This window comes from Dokdonia sp. LLG6352-1 (genome assembly GCF_045055815.1).
Classification (GTDB): domain Bacteria; phylum Bacteroidota; class Bacteroidia; order Flavobacteriales; family Flavobacteriaceae; genus Dokdonia; species Dokdonia donghaensis.
This window is the reverse complement of sequence record NZ_CP159329.1, coordinates 3,019,857-3,041,965: the sequence shown is the minus strand read 5'-3', so window position 1 is coordinate 3,041,965 and position 22,109 is coordinate 3,019,857. Positions and strand designations below refer to the sequence as shown.

The 22,109-nt window shown below is 38.4% G+C and carries 6 protein-coding genes; 3 read left to right on the top strand and 3 right to left on the bottom strand.

Going from position 1 to position 22,109, the window contains the following annotated elements:
• Positions 1-6 precede the first annotated feature (6 nt).
• Together ABVM49_RS13510 and ABVM49_RS13505 are read right to left on the bottom strand one after the other, a co-directional pair.
• Positions 7-387, bottom strand: coding sequence for a hypothetical protein (locus ABVM49_RS13510; protein ID WP_405202383.1), 381 nt, complete (start codon positions 385-387; stop codon positions 7-9).
• Between the two features lie 7 nt (positions 388-394).
• Entirely contained in the window at positions 395-1,594 is a 1,200-nt protein-coding gene (locus ABVM49_RS13505; protein WP_035328469.1) for an alanine dehydrogenase, read from the bottom strand.
• Positions 1,595-1,786: 192 nt separating this feature from the next.
• On the opposite strand from ABVM49_RS13505, the gene ABVM49_RS13500 reads away from it, so the two are divergent.
• Together ABVM49_RS13500 and ABVM49_RS13495 are read left to right on the top strand one after the other, a co-directional pair.
• Entirely contained in the window at positions 1,787-3,151 is a 1,365-nt protein-coding gene (locus tag ABVM49_RS13500; RefSeq protein ID WP_405202382.1) for a pyridoxal-phosphate dependent enzyme, read from the top strand.
• A 174-nt stretch (positions 3,152-3,325) separates the two neighbouring features.
• Entirely contained in the window at positions 3,326-4,603 is a 1,278-nt protein-coding gene (locus ABVM49_RS13495) for a DUF2851 family protein (RefSeq protein ID WP_405202381.1), read from the top strand.
• Between the two features lie 222 nt (positions 4,604-4,825).
• Here the strand turns inward: ABVM49_RS13495 and ABVM49_RS13490 are convergent, their stop codons facing one another.
• On the bottom strand, positions 4,826-6,418 hold the full coding sequence (locus ABVM49_RS13490) for a peptide chain release factor 3 (RefSeq protein WP_405202380.1): 1,593 nt from the start codon (positions 6,416-6,418) through the stop codon (positions 4,826-4,828).
• A 513-nt stretch (positions 6,419-6,931) separates the two neighbouring features.
• Between ABVM49_RS13490 and ABVM49_RS13485 the strand changes: the two genes are divergently transcribed.
• Entirely contained in the window at positions 6,932-22,084 is a 15,153-nt protein-coding gene (locus tag ABVM49_RS13485) for an Ig-like domain-containing protein (protein ID WP_405202379.1), read from the top strand.
• Positions 22,085-22,109: the final 25 nt, after the last annotated feature.

Here is a 22,109-nt window from a genome sequence, read left to right as displayed (position 1 = left end):
ATAGCGTTACTCTTTTATTTCTTTTATAGAAACTATGCGTACGGACTCTTCACAATTGTCCAGTGTCATTTTAAGATCTTTGCCAGTTTCATCCTCTCCGGTAATCACATAAAAACCACAAGGCTCTTTGCGTGTTTCGCTCTCACCAAAGTCTACTTCTCCTAGTTTTAAAAGTCTATTTATAGTTACAGTATCACGCTGCATAGCAGCAAGCTCTGCTGTAGCACCTGGTGATAATGTATAGGGTTTAATTCGTAAGTTTTTTAAAACCCGCTGCTGCGGAAAATAGGCACAACTTGTTTTTTTACCGCTAAAAAAGAATGCGAGTACGATAAGTCCTATAGAAAAACCACCTAGGTAATAACCTATACGTTTTAGAATGTGCATATGCTTGCTAGAAAATCAAAAGGTTGATGTCTCGGTAAGAAAGGTTAAACCAGTCTGCTACCGATTTTTTGGTTAAAATACCGTGGTAAAAATACAATCCATTTTTTAATCCTCGGTCAAAGCGTAACTTATTTTCTATACCACCTTCCTCTGCAATATCTAGCAAGTAAGGAGTAAAAATATTACTAAGCGATACAGAAGCAGTACGCGCAAATCTAGCAGGTATATTAGGCACGCAATAATGAGTCACTCCGTGTTTTTTATATGTAGGCGCATCGTGTGATGTCACCTCAGAGGTTTCAAAACAACCACCCATATCTATACTTACATCTATAATTACAGCGCCATTCTTCATAGCCTCTACCATCACCTCGCTCACAATCACAGGCGCACGGTTTGCACCTCTTACAGCACCTATTACTACGTCACAGCGTTTTAATGCTTTTACAAGGTTTTTAGGTTGTATAGTAGAGGTATATAGTGGTCTTCCTACATTAGTTTGTATAGAGCGTAATTTTGTAATAGAGTTGTCAAAAATTTTGACATTAGCTCCAAGACCTATGGCAGATCTAGCTGCAAACTCTCCCACAGTTCCCGCACCTATAATAACAACTTCTGCCGGAGGCACACCGCTTATGTTACCTAGCAACATCCCAGTGCCCGTTTCTGAGCTAGACATAATCTCTGCAGCCATTTGTACGGCGGCGGTTCCTGCTATTTCAGAAAGTGTGCGTACGGCAGGGTAGGTGCCATCTTCATCTTTTATAAACTCAAAGGCAAGTGCTGTGATGCGCTTGCTGGCAAGGGTTTCAAAATATTTTTTTTCTTGTGTTTTAATTTGCAAGGCAGATATGAGTACCGTCTGTGGGTTCATCATCTCGATTTCTTCTAGTGAGGGCGGTTCTACCTTTAAGATCATAGGGCAAGAAAACACCTTTGCTGTATCTTTTGTGATTTCGGCACCGTTTTCTGAGTAATCTTTATCGGTATATCTAGCGCCCTTTCCAGCTTTAGACTCTACCATCACACGGTGACCATTTGCAGTAAGTGCACCTACAGCATCTGGCGTGAGACATACACGTCGCTCTTGAAAATGCGTCTCTCTGGGGATGCCTATAAAGAGCTCGCCACGTTTCTTTTCGACCTCAAGGCACTCTTCTTGAGGGAGTAACATTTCTTTGGTAAAAGGTGAGTTGCTCGTGTCCATTCTAGTTTGGTTGGTAGTTACTCAAAAGTAAGGAATTATTTACCAAAACTTTACTTATAGTGCCCTAGAGGTGCTTATAGAGGTTTGTATTGCGCTTTCGCGAAAGCGTACTCACACCCTTACTAATTATTTGTAATGCGGGTGATGCATCTGCGTCTTACTAAGTATCTTTGCAATCAAAAATAAAAGGAGATGAACTACGCCGAAAATATATTAGGTACTATAGGAAACACACCTATGGTAAAGATGAACGCACTTGTAAAAGACTTGCCTTGTCTTGTCCTTGCAAAGTATGAGACTTTTAACCCTGGTAACTCTGTAAAAGACCGTATGGCTTTACAAATGGTAGAAGATGCAGAGGCTGCAGGTGTTCTTAAGCCCGGCGGTACCATTATAGAAGGAACCTCTGGTAATACAGGTATGGGACTTGCTCTTGCTGCTATCATAAAGGGGTATAAAATGATCTGTGTAATCTCAGATAAGCAGTCTAAAGAGAAAATGGATATTTTACGTGCCGTAGGTAGTGAGGTGGTAGTATGTCCCACTAATGTAGATCCAGAAGATCCAAGATCTTACTACTCTACATCAAAAAGACTTGCAGAAGAAACTCCAAATAGCTGGTATGTAAATCAATATGATAATCCATCTAATTGTAAAGCACACTTTAATAGTACAGGACCAGAAATTTGGGATCAGACAGAAGGTAAGGTAACGCACTTTGTGGTAGGAGTAGGAACTGGAGGGACTATATCTGGCGTAGGAAGTTATTTAAAAATGAAAAACCCAAATGTAAAAGTTTGGGGAATAGATACCTATGGTTCGGTTTTTAAGAAATACAAGGAAACTGGCATTTTTGATGAAAACGAAATTTATCCTTACATCACAGAAGGAATAGGTGAAGACATATTACCACTTAATGTAAATTTTAGTGTGATAGATGGATTTACTAAAGTGACAGATAAGGATGCTGCGGTATATACAAGAAGACTAGCAAAAGAAGAGGGAATGTTTTTAGGAAACTCTGCCGGGTCTGCCATAAAAGGGTTACTGCAACTTAATGAAGAAGGTAAATTTGGTCCAGATGACGTAGTGGTGGTCCTTTTTCACGATCACGGTAGCCGTTATGTGGGTAAAATGTTTAATGATGACTGGATGCGTGAGCGAGGTTTTTTAGATCAAGAGTATAAAGTTGCTAGTGATCTTATTAAAAACCACATAGACAAACCATTAATTACTGTAAAAACAGAAGAGCTTGTATCGCACGCTATAGAGCGTATGCGTGAGTTTAAAATATCTCAAATCCCTGTAGAAGATACAACTGGCATAGTAGGATCTGTAGATGAGGCCGACCTTTTTAGAGCCTATATGGAAAATAATGATGTGGCAGATACACCTATTAAAGATGTTATGGGAGCTGCATATCCAGTAGTTCAAAAAACTGCAGTCATTTCTGAAGTGTCAAAACTTATCACAAAAGAAAATAATGCAGTGCTTGTAGACCTAGGAGAAGGTAAACACCACATAATTACAAAGCACGATATCATAAACGCTATCTAGTCGTTGCATAGATAAGGTAAGAGCTAAAGAGGTGGACATTGTCTACCTCTTTTTTTTGCTCTCTCATAGAAGTAATAGCGTATCCTTATAATGTTTGTTTACAATCTAATTGCTTGTAATTAGTAACATTAGTTGTGAGAATTTTCTATTTTAGAACCTTAATACTTGGTGTCTATGCAAGAAGATTTTCTTCATTATTTATGGAAATTTAAAAAGTACGCTTTCGCGAAAGCGAAAACCACCACAGGCCTACCTATAACCTTAGTAGCTACAGGACAACATAATGAACTTTCGGGTCCAGATTTTTTTAATGCAAGTTTGCATATAGGTGATCAGTTATGGGCGGGAAATGTAGAGATACACTTAAAATCTTCTGACTGGTATGCTCATCATCACGAAAAAGATCCAGCATATGATAATGTGATATTGCACGTAGTATGGGAGAACGATGTTGAGATATATAGAGCAAATAATGACGCCATACCCACTCTGGTTCTCAAAGATTATGTCTCACCACAAGCGCTTAAGAATTACAAAAAGCTATTTGCAAATCAATCTCAAAAGTGGATAAATTGTGATGTAGATATCAAGCGTGTGCCAGCTATGATAGAAGAAAACTGGCTGGAGCGTTTATATTTTGAAAGACTAGCTCGTAAAACCGACCTTATCAAGCCTTTGCTAGAGATGGTAAATAATGACTGGGAGGCTACATTTTTTATATTGTTACTTAAAGGCTTTGGGACCAAAATCAATGCAAGTTCTTTTCAATCCATAGGGGAGAAGCTCACTTTTTCTGTAATACGTAAATGTGCTCCAGAGCCCTTTAAGCTAGAGGCATTATTGCTTGGTATGGCAAACCTCCTGCCAGAAGAAACTATAGATTCTTACCCTATGCAGCTGCAGGGTGAATTTGAATTTATACTACATAAATTTGCTCTTGACAGTAGTGGTATTTTGCCCGTGCAGTTTTTTAAATTACGTCCAGATAATTTTCCCACCATACGGTTATCACAAATAGCGCAACTATATCACAAGCACCCTAATTTATTCAGTAAAGTGATGACCGCAAAAAGCGTAGAGGAATTATACTTACTTTTTGATATAAAGGCGTCCATATATTGGGATACACATTATTCTTTTGGAAAAGAACAAAAGAAACGAGTAAAAAAGCTCACAAAATCTTTTGTGGATATTTTGCTCATCAATGCTGTCTTGCCGTTACGTTTTTATTATTCACAATATCTAGGGAAAGATGAAGGAGAGTTGTTGCTCAAAATGATACAAGCTATAAAGCCTGAAAAAAATAGTATCATTAAGAAATTTGAACAGATTAGAGCAAAAACAAAAAACGCCCAAGAGACTCAGGCGGTTTTAGAATTAAAATCTCAATATTGTGATGTAAATAAATGTCTATCGTGTGCTATTGGAAATTTCCTCATATCAAATAATTGAATTCTATTGTTTGTGTGGTAAGTATAACTTATATAGATTATAGATTTTACTAATTGAAAATTAATAAAAATAAGTTAAAGCTATTAAAAATCAGTTATTTTAAAAGCTTCTAATGGGTTTTTAAATTTTCACCACCCAGTTGTGATAGTATTGCTATAAAAAGCTCTTAGAGCTGTTTAAAATTAATATTTTGAATAAATATTAATTTTTATGTCTTATTGTTTAATCTTTAAATTCACTCACGTAGTGCATTTTTACAGATGGATATTTTTGTTGTGTCATCTGTAAGGTAAAAGGGGAGTCTGCAAGAAATACGAGTTGACCTCTTTTGTCTTTGGCCATAAATCGCTGTTTAACTCTCAAGAATTCTTTAAATTCTTCACTTTTAGGGTCTTCTGGGTCCACCCAGCAAGCTTTTGATACGCCTAGAGGTTCATATGTACATTTTGCACCATACTCGTGTTCTAGTCTGTATTGTATTACTTCATATTGTAATGCACCTACGGTACCTATAACCTTTCTCCCGTTAAGTTCTAATGTAAACAATTGTGCTACACCTTCATCCATAAGTTGATCTATACCCTTTGCTAACTGCTTAGATTTCATAGGGTCAGCATTGTTTATGTATCTAAAGTGTTCTGGAGAGAAGGCGGGTATACCTTTATAGTGTAGTATTTCTCCAGAGGTTAAGGTGTCACCTATCTTAAAGTTACCGGTGTCGTGTAAGCCCACAATATCACCAGGGTAAGAGATGTCTACAATTTCCTTACGCTCTGCAAAAAATGCATTAGGACTAGAAAATTTTAGGTTTTTCTTATTACGTACGTGTAAGTATGGTTTATTACGCTCAAAAACTCCAGAAACAATCTTTATAAAGGCAAGTCTATCTCGGTGCTTAGGGTCCATATTTGCGTGTATTTTAAATACAAATCCAGAAAAAGCATCTTCATTAGGTAGGACAAGACGTTCCTCGCTCATTTTAGGCCTTGGTGGCGGTGCAATCTTTACAAAACAATCTAAGAGCTCTCTCACTCCAAAATTGTTTAATGCAGATCCAAAAAACACGGGTTGTTGGTGTCCGGCAAGGTATTCTTCTTGGTCAAATGCAGGGTAAACTCCCTGTACAAGCTCTAATTCTTCACGTAAATTATTTGCAGAATCTTCTCCTACTAACTCGTCTAAGATATTATCTTCAAGGTTTGAAACTTGAATAGTCTCTTCTATATTTTTTCTACTATCACCACTAAAGAGGTTTACGTTTTTCTCCCAGAGGTTGTATATACCTTTAAAGTCGTAACCCATACCTATAGGGAAGCTTAATGGGGTTACTTTAAGGTGTAGCTTTTCTTCAATTTCATCAAGTAGTTCAAAAGCGTCTTTACCTTCACGATCCAGCTTGTTTACAAACACGATCATAGGAATATTACGCATTCTACACACCTCTACAAGCTTCTCTGTTTGTGGTTCGACTCCTTTTGCTACGTCTACCACGACAATTACACTATCTACTGCTGTGAGTGTTCTAAAGGTGTCTTCGGCAAAATCTTTGTGACCAGGTGTATCAAGTATATTTACTTTAATACCATTATACTCAAACGCAAGTACAGAAGTAGCAACAGAAATACCACGCTGGCGCTCTATTTCCATAAAGTCACTCGTGGCTCCTTTCTTGATTTTATTCGATTTTACAGCTCCTGCTTCTTGTATTGCTCCCCCAAAAAGGAGTAATTTTTCTGTAAGAGTAGTCTTTCCTGCATCTGGGTGAGATACAATCCCAAAGGTTCTTCTACGTGCTATTTCTTTTTTGAAACTCATAAGATGTGCATTCTTTTAGCTTGCAAATATACTATATAGTGGTTAGTGTTTGGTTTATACTGTATGTGGTTGTTTTGTATATCTATTGAGTGTTTAAATGTCTGTAATAAAGCGTTTTGGGGTATGCGCTTTCGCGAAAGCGTTAAGGTTTTATTGTACTTTGAGTTGATTTGTATTTCAAACATTTCTGTTGAACAGCTTTTTTTGTGTATTTTGCCGAGTATAAAATGCAATTGGGCTAAAAGTTGATTTTTCAAATTTCGAATTTCAATAATGGCGTATATTTGTACCCCCAACTTAGATTGACATAACTTAACTAAATCTCAAATAGAGGTTTTTGAAGTATTTTGTGAATTTTTTGTTGTGGTCTAATTTTGCAAACCTGCATCAAAATATAAGTAGTGTGTGTTCTCACAATGCTTAAATCATAAAAACTTTATTAAACCAATTTTGAGTCGAATTGATTTCGTACTTAAAATGTATAATTATGCTTTTGCATAATAATTAAATAAGATGAAAAGAAAATTACAATTAAGCAGTTTTATTAAAATCTCTTGTATTGCTATTGTTGCAATGTTGAGTTGTTTTGAGGTGAGTGCACAGTCGCAGTCACCCTCAATTACTTCTGGCGTTACTTTTGATTATAGCGATGTTCAAGATGTTAATAATGATGGTCAAATTACAGGTACTGAAAGAAACAGGCCGGCTACTATTAGGTCTATAACTGTAGGTACAAATGAATATAATACATTTGTGGTGCCATCTAACTATCAATTAACTAGATTAGGAAGTGCTGGACATAATCCAAATGGAATTTTCCGTAATGGTAGTCTTATAGTTAATAATAGTTCGACAGCTACACTTAATATTAATGATTCTAACACTTGGGATGATGCGGCAATAGGCGCTTTTCAAGATAAGAACTTAAACCATTATTTTACTTCAAATCCAAACGGAGCTAATTTCTGCGGTAACTTTTCCGCTGCATCAACTACAAGTGCTCAGAAGCAAACATTGTTCTATAGCCCTGCAATACCATCTAATCAAGATGGTGTTCTTGCAGTTACTGAGCGTGGTGGTAACAACTGTTACTATATAGAGATGTGGGGTACGCCCGCGGGTGGAGGTGCTGAACAAAAGTTGGGAGAGACATTTGTAAGAACAAACGGTGATTTAAGAACTGCAAATGTGCAGCCTCCTAATCAAGGAACAGCAGCTAGTGGAGATGAGTCTGATTATTGGGCTTCTGGTAGAACACTTGAAAATGGGCAGTCTATTGCTATTGCACTTTTTGAACTAAACGATATAGCACCTGTAGGGTCAAAAATATCAAGAGTAGAATTTGTTGCTGCTTCCAATGATCACGGAGATGGAAAGTTATTTATTCTTCAGAAATATGCTGTAGATCAACTAGAGATAGGGTGTCTTGATGAGATGTTTGAAGGGAATATTGATCTTTCTAACAATGTGCCAGTTGGGTCTCAATATTCGTTAGTAAATGGTCCATCACCTGCTGGTGCGGCATTTAACTTAAATAGCGATGGTACTTTTAGTTACACGCCTCAAGCAGGTTTTACCGGTGATGTGGTTTTTGAATACCAAGTATGTTTACCAGCGCCTAACGCTAGTGTTTGTGATACAGCATTTGTAACTCTTAGTTATGTAAGCCCTCCCGAGACAGCACAGGTAGATTTAGATTGTAATTCGGATGGTACAACCGACTTAATTATTTTAAGCCCTTTAGGGGATAATTTGGAGTATAAAATTAACAACGGAACTTTTCAAACTTCTACAATTTTTAATAGCCTTCCTGAGGGTAATTATACCGTTACAGTTCGTGATATGAACACTGGGTGTTTTCAAACTTCTATGTCTGGTGTTATTATACAAAATTTAGAAGTTGCTGTACCTGTAGATGTTACAGATGTAAGTTGTTTTGAAGGTACAGACGGCGCTATAAACCTTGAGCCATCTGGAGGCACACCTCCTTATGAGTTTGAGTGGAGTAACGGAGCCACCACGGAAGATATAAGCGGTTTGAGTGCAGGCACTTACACTGTTGTGGTGTCAGATTCTTATGGTTGTGAGCTGGAGGTTACCACTGAAGTTAATGGCCCTACTATGGCTGTAAGTATAGCTCCTGATACTACTATAATGGATGTGTCTTGTTTTGAAGGAAATGATGGTGCGATAGATATAACTCCTCAAGGAGGTACACCACCTTATACATATGTGTGGAGCAATGGTGCAACTACACAAGACATTTCGAACCTTGAGGCAGGATCATATACCGTTACGGTTGTAGATGCTAACAGTTGTGAGGTTGATGGTACATTTAGTGTTGAGCAACCTACTGCTGCATTATCTATAGCTGATACCATAACTAATGTGTTATGTAATGGTGATAGTAGTGGTGTTGTGCAACTAACAGTAAGTGGTGGTACTGCTCCTTATACTTATGAATGGAGTGATGGGTCAACTGCTGCAAACTTGGAAGATGTTGCTGCTGGAAGTTATTCAGTAGTGGTTACAGATGCTAATGATTGTGAAATACAGCAGTCTTTTACTATTACAGAGCCAGACTCGCCACTAAGTATAAATCTTACTAGAGAAAATGCTACTACTGCTCAGAATTGTGCAGATGGAACTGCTACTGCAGCAGTTACTGGAGGAACAGCTCCTTATTCATATCTATGGAGTAATGGTGCAACTGTTGCAAGTATTTCAGATCTTTCAGACGGTACATATTCTGTAACTGTTACGGATGCAAATGGTTGTGAGCTTTCACAAAGTGTTGTGGTAGATTGTATAAACACTTGTGATGCAGTTATCGCTATTGGTACTGTGACAGATGTGTTATGTGCGTCAGAAGAAACGGGTTCAACTACTGTAAGTGCTAGTTCTGAGGCAAATCCAGACGCTCTTTTTACATTTACTTGGAGTAATGGAGAAGTCGATGCTGGTGTAACTTCTAGTACTTTAAATAATATAGGTGCTGGTGTTTATACAGTGAGTGTAACTATAGATGGTACTGTGTGTCAGCCAGTAGAGCAAAGTGTGACAATATCTGAACCTAGTTCAGCTGTAGGAGTTACAATTTCTACAGAAGATGAAACGGGTCCTGGGCTATCTAATGGAGAGGCTACAGCTTCTGCTACAGGAGGTGTAGCTCCGTATACATACTCTTGGAGCAATGGAGCAACTACAGCTCAAATCGATAATTTAAGCCCTGGAGATTATACTGTAGAAGTTACAGATGATAACGGGTGTACTGTTGAAAGTACTGTAACTATTAATCCAGGAAGTTGTAATAACTTATCAATTACAACTAGTGTTGAAAATGTAAGTTGTAATGGTTTTTCAGATGGTTCTGTAGGTTCTAGTACTACAGGTGGTGTTGGTCCATTTACTTATTCTTGGAGTAATGGTGCAACAACAGAAAATATTAATAATGTAGAGGCTGGAAATTATACAGTTACAGTTACTGATACATTTACAAATTGTACTGCTCAGTCTACAGTTGCTGTAAATGAGCCTACTGTGTTGAGTGCAGGTATAGCTGTTAATAATGTATTGTGTTTTGGAGAATCGACAGGTTCTTTAAATCTCACCGTTTCGGGAGGTACTTTAGATTATACATATGAATGGAGTAGTGGTCAAACTATTGAAGATTTAACAGGGTTACCTGCGGGTAGTTATTCAGTAGTTGTAACAGACGGTAATGGTTGTACAACTACAGCATCTGCTGTAATAAATGAACCGACTAGTGCTGTAACTGCTAATGTTTCAAGTACAAACGAAAATGGTGCAACTTCTAATGATGGTACTGCCACTGCAATCCCAGAAGGAGGTACTCCACCTTATACTATATCTTGGAGTAACGGTGAAACAACAGAAACTATTAGTGGTCTCGATGCTGGTGACTATACAGTAGTCGTAACAGATGCTAATGGTTGTAGATATGAAGAAACAATAACTGTAGCTTCTACAAACCAAGTTCCTGCTCCTGTAAATGATTCTGCAACTACAAGTGAGGATACCGCTGTAGAAATAGATGTTACGGATAATGATAATTTTGGATCTGATGGTCCAAATGATTCAGTAATAGTTATAACGGAGCAGCCAGATAATGGGACAGTTACGGTTGATGATGGTGGAACACCAAATGACCCAACTGATGATTCTGTAATTTATACTCCAGATCCTGATTTTAATGGAACTGATACTTTTGAATATGAAATTACAGATAGTAATGGGGATTCTGAGACAGCTACTGTAGTTGTAACGGTAACAGGTGTGGATGATGTCGCTGCTGATAGTGCGAGTACTGATGAGGATGTACCTGTAGAAATTAACGTATTAGAAAACGATACTTTTGATGCAAATGCTGATGTAGCAGTAACTGATGTTACTGACCCTGCAAACGGAACTGTAGTGATCAATCCTGATGGAACAGTAATCTATACTCCAGATCCTGATTTTAATGGAGAAGATACTTTTGATTACACGGTAACAGTAACCAACCCTGATGGAACAACGACAACTGAGACAGCTACTGTAACGGTAACGGTAAATCCTATTGCAGATGTTGTTGATGATGCAGATACTACTCCAGAGGATACTCCAGTGAATATAGATGTATTAGACAATGATACTTTTGAAGGAACTAATAATGAGGTAACTGATGTTACAGATCCTGCAAATGGAACTGTAGTAATCAACGATGATGGAACAGTAACGTATACTCCAGATCCTGATTTCAATGGAGAAGATACTTTTGATTACACAGTAACGACTACCAATGCTGATGGAACCACTACTACAGAGACAGCTACTGTAGTTGTAACGGTAACAGGTGTGGATGATGTCGCTGCTGATAGTGCGAGTACTGATGAGGATGTACCTGTAGAAATTAACGTATTAGAAAACGATACTTTTGATACAAATGCTGATGTAGCAGTAACTGATGTTACTGACCCTGCAAATGGAACTGTAGTGATCAATCCTGATGGAACAGTAATCTATACTCCAGATCCTGATTTTAATGGAGAAGATACTTTTGATTACACGGTAACAGTAACCAACCCTGATGGAACAACGACAACTGAGACAGCTACTGTAACGGTAACGGTAAATCCTATTGCAGATGTTGTTGATGATGCAGATACTACTCCAGAGGATACTCCAGTGAATATAGATGTATTAGACAATGATACTTTTGAAGGAACTAATAATGAGGTAACTGATGTTACAGATCCTGCAAATGGAACTGTAGTAATCAACGATGATGGAACAGTAACGTACACTCCAGATCCTGATTTCAATGGAGAAGATACTTTTGATTACACAGTAACGACTACCAATGCTGATGGAACCACTACTACAGAGACAGCTACTGTAGTTGTAACGGTAACAGGTGTGGATGATGTCGCTGCTGATAGTGTGAGTACTGATGAGGATGTACCTGTAGAAATTAACGTATTAGAAAACGATACTTTTGATGCAAATGCTGATGTAGCAGTAACTGATGTTACAGATCCTGCAAATGGAACTGTAGTGATCAACGATGATGGAACAGTAACGTACACTCCGGATCCTGATTTTAATGGAGAAGATACTTTTGATTACACGGTAACAGTAACCAACCCTGATGGAACAACGACAACTGAGACAGCTACTGTAACGGTAACGGTAAATCCTATTGCAGATGTTGTTGATGATGCAGATACTACTCCAGAGGATACTCCAGTGAATATAGACTTATTAGACAATGATACTTTTGAAGGAACTAATAATGAAGTAACTGATGTTACAGATCCTGCAAATGGAACTGTAGTGATCAACGATGATGGAACAGTAACGTACACTCCAGATCCTGATTTCAACGGAGAAGATACCTTTGATTACACAGTAACTGTAACAAACCCTGATGGAACAACGACAACTGAGACAGCTACTGTAGTAGTAACAGTAACTCCAGAGGAGGATGTAATGGATGACGCTGAGACCACACCTGAAGATACACCAGTAGATATTGATGTATTAGATAATGATACTTTCGATCCTGCTGCTGATGTAGAAGTAACTGATGTTACAGATCCTGCAAATGGAACTGTAGTGATCAACGATGATGGAACAGTAACGTACACTCCAGATCCTGATTTCAACGGAGAAGATACTTTTGATTACACAGTAACTGTAACCAACCCTGATGGAACAACAACTACTGAGACTGCTACTGTAGTAGTAACAGTAACTCCAGAGGAGGATGTAATGGATGACGCTGAGACCACACCTGAAGATACACCAGTAGATATTGATGTATTAGATAATGATACTTTCGATCCTGGTGCTGATGTAGAAGTAACTGATGTTACAGATCCTGCAAACGGAACTGTAGTAATCAATGATGATGGAACAGTAACGTATACTCCAGATCCTGATTTCAACGGAGAAGATACTTTTGAATACACAGTAACTGTAACCAACCCTGATGGAACAACAACTACTGAGACTGCTACTGTAGTAGTAACAGTAACTCCAGAGGAGGATGTAATGGATGACGCTGAGACCACACCTGAAGATACACCAGTAGATATTGATGTATTAGATAATGATACTTTCGATCCTGCTGCTGATGTAGAAGTAACTGATGTTACAGATCCTGCAAATGGAACTGTAGTGATCAACGATGATGGAACAGTAACGTACACTCCAGATCCTGATTTCAACGGAGAAGATACTTTTGAATACACAGTAACTGTAACAAACCCTGATGGAACAACAACTACTGAGACTGCTACTGTAGTAGTAACAGTAACTCCAGAGGAGGATGTAATGGATGACGCTGAGACCACACCTGAAGATACACCAGTAGATATTGATGTATTAGATAATGATACTTTCGATCCTGCTGCTGATGTAGAAGTAACTGATGTTACAGATCCTGCAAATGGAACTGTAGTGATCAACGATGATGGAACAGTAACGTACACTCCAGATCCTGATTTCAACGGAGAAGATACCTTTGATTACACAGTAACTGTAACAAACCCTGATGGAACAACGACAACTGAGACAGCTACTGTAGTAGTAACAGTAACTCCAGAGGAGGATGTAATGGATGACGCTGAGACCACACCTGAAGATACACCAGTAGATATTGATGTATTAGATAATGATACTTTCGATCCTGCTGCTGATGTAGAAGTAACTGATGTTACAGATCCTGCAAATGGAACTGTAGTGATCAACGATGATGGAACAGTAACGTACACTCCAGATCCTGATTTCAACGGAGAAGATACTTTTGAATACACAGTAACTGTAACAAACCCTGATGGAACAACAACTACTGAGACTGCTACTGTAGTAGTAACAGTAACTCCAGAGGAGGATGTAATGGATGACGCTGAGACCACACCTGAAGATACACCAGTAGATATTGATGTATTAGATAATGATACTTTCGATCCTGCTGCTGATGTAGAAGTAACTGATGTTACAGATCCTGCAAATGGAACTGTAGTGATCAACGATGATGGAACAGTAACGTACACTCCAGATCCTGATTTCAACGGAGAAGATACCTTTGATTACACAGTAACTGTAACAAACCCTGATGGAACAACGACAACTGAGACAGCTACTGTAGTAGTAACAGTAACTCCAGAGGAGGATGTAATGGATGACGCTGAGACCACACCTGAAGATACACCAGTAGATATTGATGTATTAGATAATGATACTTTCGATCCTGCTGCTGATGTAGAAGTAACTGATGTTACAGATCCTGCAAATGGAACTGTAGTGATCAACGATGATGGAACAGTAACGTACACTCCAGATCCTGATTTCAACGGAGAAGATACTTTTGATTACACAGTAACTGTAACCAACCCTGATGGAACAACAACTACTGAGACTGCTACTGTAGTAGTAACAGTAACTCCAGAGGAGGATGTAATGGATGACGCTGAGACCACACCTGAAGATACACCAGTAGATATTGATGTATTAGATAATGATACTTTCGATCCTGGTGCTGATGTAGAAGTAACTGATGTTACAGATCCTGCAAACGGAACTGTAGTAATCAATGATGATGGAACAGTAACGTATACTCCAGATCCTGATTTCAACGGAGAAGATACTTTTGAATACACAGTAACTGTAACCAACCCTGATGGAACAACAACTACTGAGACTGCTACTGTAGTAGTAACAGTAACTCCAGAGGAGGATGTAATGGATGACGCTGAGACCACACCTGAAGATACACCAGTAGATATTGATGTATTAGATAATGATACTTTCGATCCTGGTGCTGATGTAGAAGTAACTGATGTTACAGATCCTGCAAACGGAACTGTAGTAATCAATGATGATGGAACAGTAACGTATACTCCAGATCCTGATTTCAACGGAGAAGATACTTTTGAATACACAGTAACTGTAACCAACCCTGATGGAACAACAACTACTGAGACTGCTACTGTAGTAGTAACAGTAACTCCAGAGGAGGATGTAATGGATGACGCTGAGACCACACCTGAAGATACACCAGTAGATATTGATGTATTAGATAATGATACTTTCGATCCTGCTGCTGATGTAGAAGTAACTGATGTTACAGATCCTGCAAATGGAACTGTAGTGATCAACGATGATGGAACAGTAACGTACACTCCGGATCCTGATTTTAATGGAGAAGATACTTTTGATTACACGGTAACAGTAACCAACCCTGATGGAACAACGACAACTGAGACAGCTACTGTAACGGTAACGGTAAATCCTATTGCAGATGTTGTTGATGATGCAGATACTACTCCAGAGGATACTCCAGTGAATATAGACTTATTAGACAATGATACTTTTGAAGGAACTAATAATGAAGTAACTGATGTTACAGATCCTGCAAATGGAACTGTAGTGATCAACGATGATGGAACAGTAACGTACACTCCAGATCCTGATTTCAACGGAGAAGATACCTTTGATTACACAGTAACTGTAACAAACCCTGATGGAACAACGACAACTGAGACAGCTACTGTAGTAGTAACAGTAACTCCAGAGGAGGATGTAATGGATGACGCTGAGACCACACCTGAAGATACACCAGTAGATATTGATGTATTAGATAATGATACTTTCGATCCTGCTGCTGATGTAGAAGTAACTGATGTTACAGATCCTGCAAATGGAACTGTAGTGATCAACGATGATGGAACAGTAACGTACACTCCAGATCCTGATTTCAACGGAGAAGATACTTTTGATTACACAGTAACTGTAACCAACCCTGATGGAACAACAACTACTGAGACTGCTACTGTAGTAGTAACAGTAACTCCAGAGGAGGATGTAATGGATGACGCTGAGACCACACCTGAAGATACACCAGTAGATATTGATGTATTAGAGAATGATAGTTTCGATCCTGGTGCTGATGTAGAAGTAACTGATGTTACAGATCCTGCAAACGGAACTGTAGTAATCAATGATGATGGAACAGTAACGTATACTCCAGATCCTGATTTCAACGGAGAAGATACTTTTGAATACACAGTAACTGTAACAAACCCTGATGGAACAACAACTACTGAGACTGCTACTGTAGTAGTAACAGTAACTCCAGAGGAGGATGTAATGGATGACGCTGAGACCACACCTGAAGATACACCAGTAGATATTGATGTATTAGATAATGATACTTTCGATCCTGCTGCTGATGTAGAAGTAACTGATGTTACAGATCCTGCAAATGGAACTGTAGTGATCAACGATGATGGAACAGTAACGTACACTCCAGATCCTGATTTCAACGGAGAAGATACTTTTGAATACACAGTAACTGTAACCAACCCTGATGGAACAACAACTACTGAGACTGCTACTGTAGTAGTAACAGTAACTCCAGAGGAGGATGTAATGGATGACGCTGAGACCACACCTGAAGATACACCAGTAGATATTGATGTATTAGATAATGATACTTTCGATCCTGCTGCTGATGTAGAAGTAACTGATGTTACAGATCCTGCAAATGGAACTGTAGTGATCAACGATGATGGAACAGTAACGTACACTCCAGATCCTGATTTCAACGGAGAAGATACTTTTGAATACACAGTAACTGTAACAAACCCTGATGGAACAACGACAACTGAGACAGCTACTGTAGTAGTAACAGTAACTCCAGAGGAGGATGTAATGGATGACGCTGAGACCACACCTGAAGATACACCAGTAGATATTGATGTATTAGATAATGATACTTTCGATCCTGCTGCTGATGTAGAAGTAACTGATGTTACAGATCCTGCAAACGGAACTGTAGTAATCAATGATGATGGAACAGTAACGTATACTCCAGATCCTGATTTCAACGGAGAAGATACCTTTGATTACACAGTAACTGTAACAAACCCTGATGGAACAACAACTACTGAGACTGCTACTGTAGTAGTAACAGTAACTCCAGAGGAGGATGCAGTTGATGATACAATAGAAACACCTGAAGATACACCAGTAGATATTGATGTATTAGATAATGATACTTTCGATCCTGCTGCTGATGTAGAAGTAACTGATGTTACAGATCCTGCAAACGGAACTGTAGTGATCAATGATGATGGAACAGTAACCTATACTCCAGATCCGAATTTCAATGGAGAAGATACTTTTGATTACACGGTAACTGTAACAAACCCTGATGGAACAACGACTACTGAGACTGCTACTGTAGTAGTAACAGTAACTCCAGATAATCCATCACTAGATGTATTTAAAGAAGGTAATTATGAGGATACAAATGAGGATGGAGTAGTGAACCTTGGTGACTCAATTATATACAACTTTATTGTTTTCAATAATGGTGATGTACCATTGAGCGATATTACTTTAACTGATGAACTAGTTGATGTAATGGGTGGACCTATTGATCTTGAAGTTGGAGAAAGTGATTCAATGACTTTTACAGCTATATACGCAATAACTCAAGAGGATATTAATACAGGAGCTGTATACAACCAAGCAATTGCTACAGGTCAAGATCCAGCTGGAGAAATAGCAACAGATGCGTCTGAAGATCCAACTGGTATAGATCCTAATAATCCTCTTAATGATCCAGATTGTATGGAATGTACTATTACAGTTCTTAATCAGGATCCGGAGATTGCAATCGTTAAGACTGGAACGTTTAATGATGAAGATGGAGATGGTTTTGCACAAGCTGGTGAAACAATCACTTATAACTTCACAGTGACAAATACAGGAAATGTAACAGTAATAAACATTATTGTAACAGATCCATTAGTAACTGTAACTGGCGGTCCTATTGATTTAGTACCTGGAACTAATGATGATACTACGTTTATTGCTGAGTATGTATTAACTCAAGAAGATGTGGATGCAGGTATGGTAGAAAACCAAGCGCTTGTAACTGGTCAGGATCCAAATGGAGATGATGTAGTTGATACTTCTGATGATAATAGTACAGTAGAAGGAGAAGAGGATATAACAATCACAGATTTACCAGAAGATCCAGGAACAATAGCAATTGTTAAGACTGGAACGTTCAATGATGAAGATGGGGATGGTTTTGCACAAGTAGGTGAGACAATCACTTATAACTTCACAGTGACAAACACAGGAAATGTAACGGTAACAAACATTATTGTAACAGATCCATTAGTAACAGTAACTGACGGTCCTATTGATTTAGTACCAGGAGCTAGTGATGCAACAACGTTTGTAGCTGAGTATGTATTAACACAAGACGATGTAGATGCAGGAATGGTAGAAAACCAAGCACTTGCAACTGGTCAGAATCCAAGTGGAGATGACGTAGAAGATACATCAGATGATGATAGTACAGTAGAAGGTGATGATGATATAACAATCACAGATTTACCAGAAGATCCAGGAACAATAGCAATTGTTAAGACTGGAACGTTCAATGATGAGGATGGAGATGGTTTTGCACAAGTAGGTGAGACAATCACTTATAACTTCACAGTGACAAACACAGGAAATGTAACAGTAACAAACATTATTGTAACAGATCCATTAGTAACAGTAACTGGCGGTCCTATTGATTTAGTACCAGGAGCTATTGATGCGACTACGTTTGTAGCTGAGTATGTATTAACACAAGACGATGTAGATGCAGGAATGGTAGAAAACCAAGCACTTGCAACTGGTCAGAATCCAAGTGGAGATGACGTAGAAGATACATCAGATGATGATAGTACAGTAGAAGGTGATGATGATATAACAATCACAGATTTACCAGAAGATCCAGGAACAATAGCAATTGTTAAGACTGGAACGTTCAATGATGAGGATGGAGATGGTTTTGCACAAGTAGGTGAGACAATCACTTATAACTTCACAGTGACAAACACAGGAAATGTAACAGTAACAAACATTATTGTAACAGATCCATTAGTAACAGTAACTGGCGGTCCTATTGATTTAGTACCTGGAGCTAGTGATGCAACAACGTTTGTAGCTGAGTATGTATTAACACAAGAAGATGTAGATGCAGGAATGGTAGAAAACCAAGCACTTGCAACTGGTCAGAATCCAAGTGGAGATGACGTAGAAGATACATCAGATGATGATAGTACAGTAGAAGGTGATGATGATATAACAATCACAGATTTACCAGAAGATCCAGGAACAATAGCAATTGTTAAGACTGGAACGTTCAATGATGAGGATGGAGATGGTTTTGCACAAGTAGGTGAGACAATCACTTATAACTTCACAGTGACAAACACAGGAAATGTAACAGTAACAAACATTATTGTAACAGATCCATTAGTAACAGTAACTGGCGGTCCTATTGATTTAGTACCTGGAGCTAGTGATGCAACAACGTTTGTAGCTGAGTATGTATTAACACAAGAAGATGTAGATGCAGGAATGGTAGAAAACCAAGCACTTGCAACTGGTCAGAATCCAAGTGGAGATGACGTAGAAGATACATCAGATGATGATAGTACAGTAGAAGGTGATGATGATATAACAATCACAGATTTACCAGAAGATCCAGGAACAATAGCAATTGTTAAGACTGGAACGTTCAATGATGAGGATGGAGATGGTTTTGCACAAGTAGGTGAGACAATCACTTATAACTTCACAGTGACAAACACAGGAAATGTAACAGTAACAAACATTATTGTAACAGATCCATTAGTAACAGTAACTGGCGGTCCTATTGATTTAGTACCAGGAGCTATTGATGCGACTACGTTTGTAGCTGAGTATGTATTAACACAAGACGATGTAGATGCAGGAATGGTAGAAAACCAAGCACTTGCAACTGGTCAGAATCCAAGTGGAGATGACGTAGAAGATACATCAGATGATGATAGTACAGTAGAAGGTGATGATGATATAACAATCACAGATTTACCAGAAGATCCAGGAACAATAGCAATTGTTAAGACTGGAACGTTCAATGATGAGGATGGAGATGGTTTTGCACAAGTAGGTGAGACAATCACTTATAACTTCACAGTGACAAACACAGGAAATGTAACAGTAACAAACATTATTGTAACAGATCCATTAGTAACAGTAACTGGCGGTCCTATTGATTTAGTACCAGGAGCTATTGATGCGACTACGTTTGTAGCTGAGTATGTATTAACACAAGACGATGTAGATGCAGGAATGGTAGAAAACCAAGCACTTGCAACTGGTCAGAATCCAAGTGGAGATGACGTAGAAGATACATCAGATGATGATAGTACAGTAGAAGGTGATGATGATATAACAATCACAGATTTACCAGAAGATCCAGGAACAATAGCAATTGTTAAGACTGGAACGTTCAATGATGAGGATGGAGATGGTTTTGCACAAGCTGGTGAGACAATCACTTATAACTTCACAGTGACAAACACAGGAAATGTAACAGTAACAAACATTATTGTAACAGATCCATTAGTAACAGTAACTGGCGGTCCTATTGATTTAGTACCTGGAGCTAGTGATGCAACAACGTTTGTAGCTGAGTATGTATTAACACAAGAAGATGTAGATGCAGGAATGGTAGAAAACCAAGCACTTGCAACGGGTCAGAATCCTAATGGAGATGACGTAGAAGATACATCAGATGATGATAGTACAGTAGAAGGTGATGATGATGTAACAATCACAGATTTACCAGAAGATCCAGGAATGATAGCAATTGTTAAGACTGGAACGTTCAATGATGAGGATGGAGATGGCTTTGCACAAGCTGGTGAGACAATTACTTATAACTTCACAGTGACAAACACAGGAAATGTAACAGTAACAAACATTATTGTAACAGATCCATTAGTAACAGTAACTGGCGGTCCTATTGATTTAGTACCAGGAGCTAGTGATGCAACAACATTTGTAGCTGAGTATGTATTAACACAAGAAGATATAGATGCAGGAATGGTAGAAAACCAAGCACTTGCAACGGGTCAGAACCCAAGTGGAGATGACGTAGAAGATACATCGGATGATGATAGTACTGAAGAAGGTGAGGATGATGTTACAATTACAGATTTACCAGAAGATGTTGGATCTATTGCAGTTGTAAAAACTGGAACGTTTAATGATGAGGATGGAGATGGTTTTGCACAAGCTGGTGAGACAATCACTTATAACTTTACAGTATCAAATACTGGAAATGTTACGATATCAAATATTGTTATAACAGATCCATTAGTAGCTGTAACTGGGGGTCCTATAGATCTTGAGCCTGGAGCTAGTGATAGTACAACATTTGTTGCTGTATACACACTAACACAAGACGATGTAGATGCAGGAATGGTAGAAAACCAAGCACTTGCAACGGGTCAGAATCCTAATGGAGATGACGTAGAAGATACATCAGATGATGATAGTACTGCAGAAGGTGAAGAAGATGTTACTATTACAATACTACCAACTGGAGCAAATTCAATAGCTCTTGAGAAAACTGGAGAGCTCATAGATCTTAACGGTGATGGTGTGTACGAACCAGGTGAAATTATTCAATATACATTTACAGTAACAAATACTGGTGAATTAACTATTGAAGATATTGTAATTACAGATCCACTTGTAGATGTAGAGGGAGGACCTATTACATTATTACCAGGAGAGTCTGATAGTACTACGTTTACAGCAACATATCTAATTACCGAAGAAGATATTGAAAATGGACAAGTATTAAACCAGGCAACTGTAAGTGGTGTATTACCTGATGGTACAGAACTAATGGACTTATCTGATGATCCAACTGATGATACAAACGTTGATGTAAATGGTGATGGTAATCCAGATGATCCAACGGTAACAATCATACCAAGTGTTCTTAATGTTACAGACCTTGAGGTATTTACTGGAATTTCTCCAGATGGAGATGGACAGAACGATATATTTATTATTGAAGGAATTGTAGACTTCCCAGATAATAATGTTCAGATCTTTAACAGATGGGGTGTTCAGGTATTTGAAGGAAATGGATATGATAACCAAACAGTTGTATTTAGAGGATTTTCTGACGGAAGAGCTACTATCAATTCAGATAAAGAACTTCCAGAAGGAACATACTACTACCTGATTAACTATCAGACAGAAGATGGACTAAAAAGATTGAGTGGATATTTATATATTAACAGATAACAAGAAAACCGCTTTCGCGAAAGCG

Coding starts and splice junctions, on each gene's coding strand:
- ABVM49_RS13490 (WP_405202380.1), bottom strand. CDS start 6,418: ATGAGTTTCAAAAAAGAAATAGCACGTAGAAGAACCTTTGGGATTGTA.
- ABVM49_RS13505 (WP_035328469.1), bottom strand. CDS start 1,594: ATGGACACGAGCAACTCACCTTTTACCAAAGAAATGTTACTCCCTCAA.
- ABVM49_RS13500 (WP_405202382.1), top strand. CDS start 1,787: ATGAACTACGCCGAAAATATATTAGGTACTATAGGAAACACACCTATG.
- ABVM49_RS13510 (WP_405202383.1), bottom strand. CDS start 387: ATGCACATTCTAAAACGTATAGGTTATTACCTAGGTGGTTTTTCTATA.
- ABVM49_RS13495 (WP_405202381.1), top strand. CDS start 3,326: ATGCAAGAAGATTTTCTTCATTATTTATGGAAATTTAAAAAGTACGCT.
- ABVM49_RS13485 (WP_405202379.1), top strand. CDS start 6,932: ATGAAAAGAAAATTACAATTAAGCAGTTTTATTAAAATCTCTTGTATT.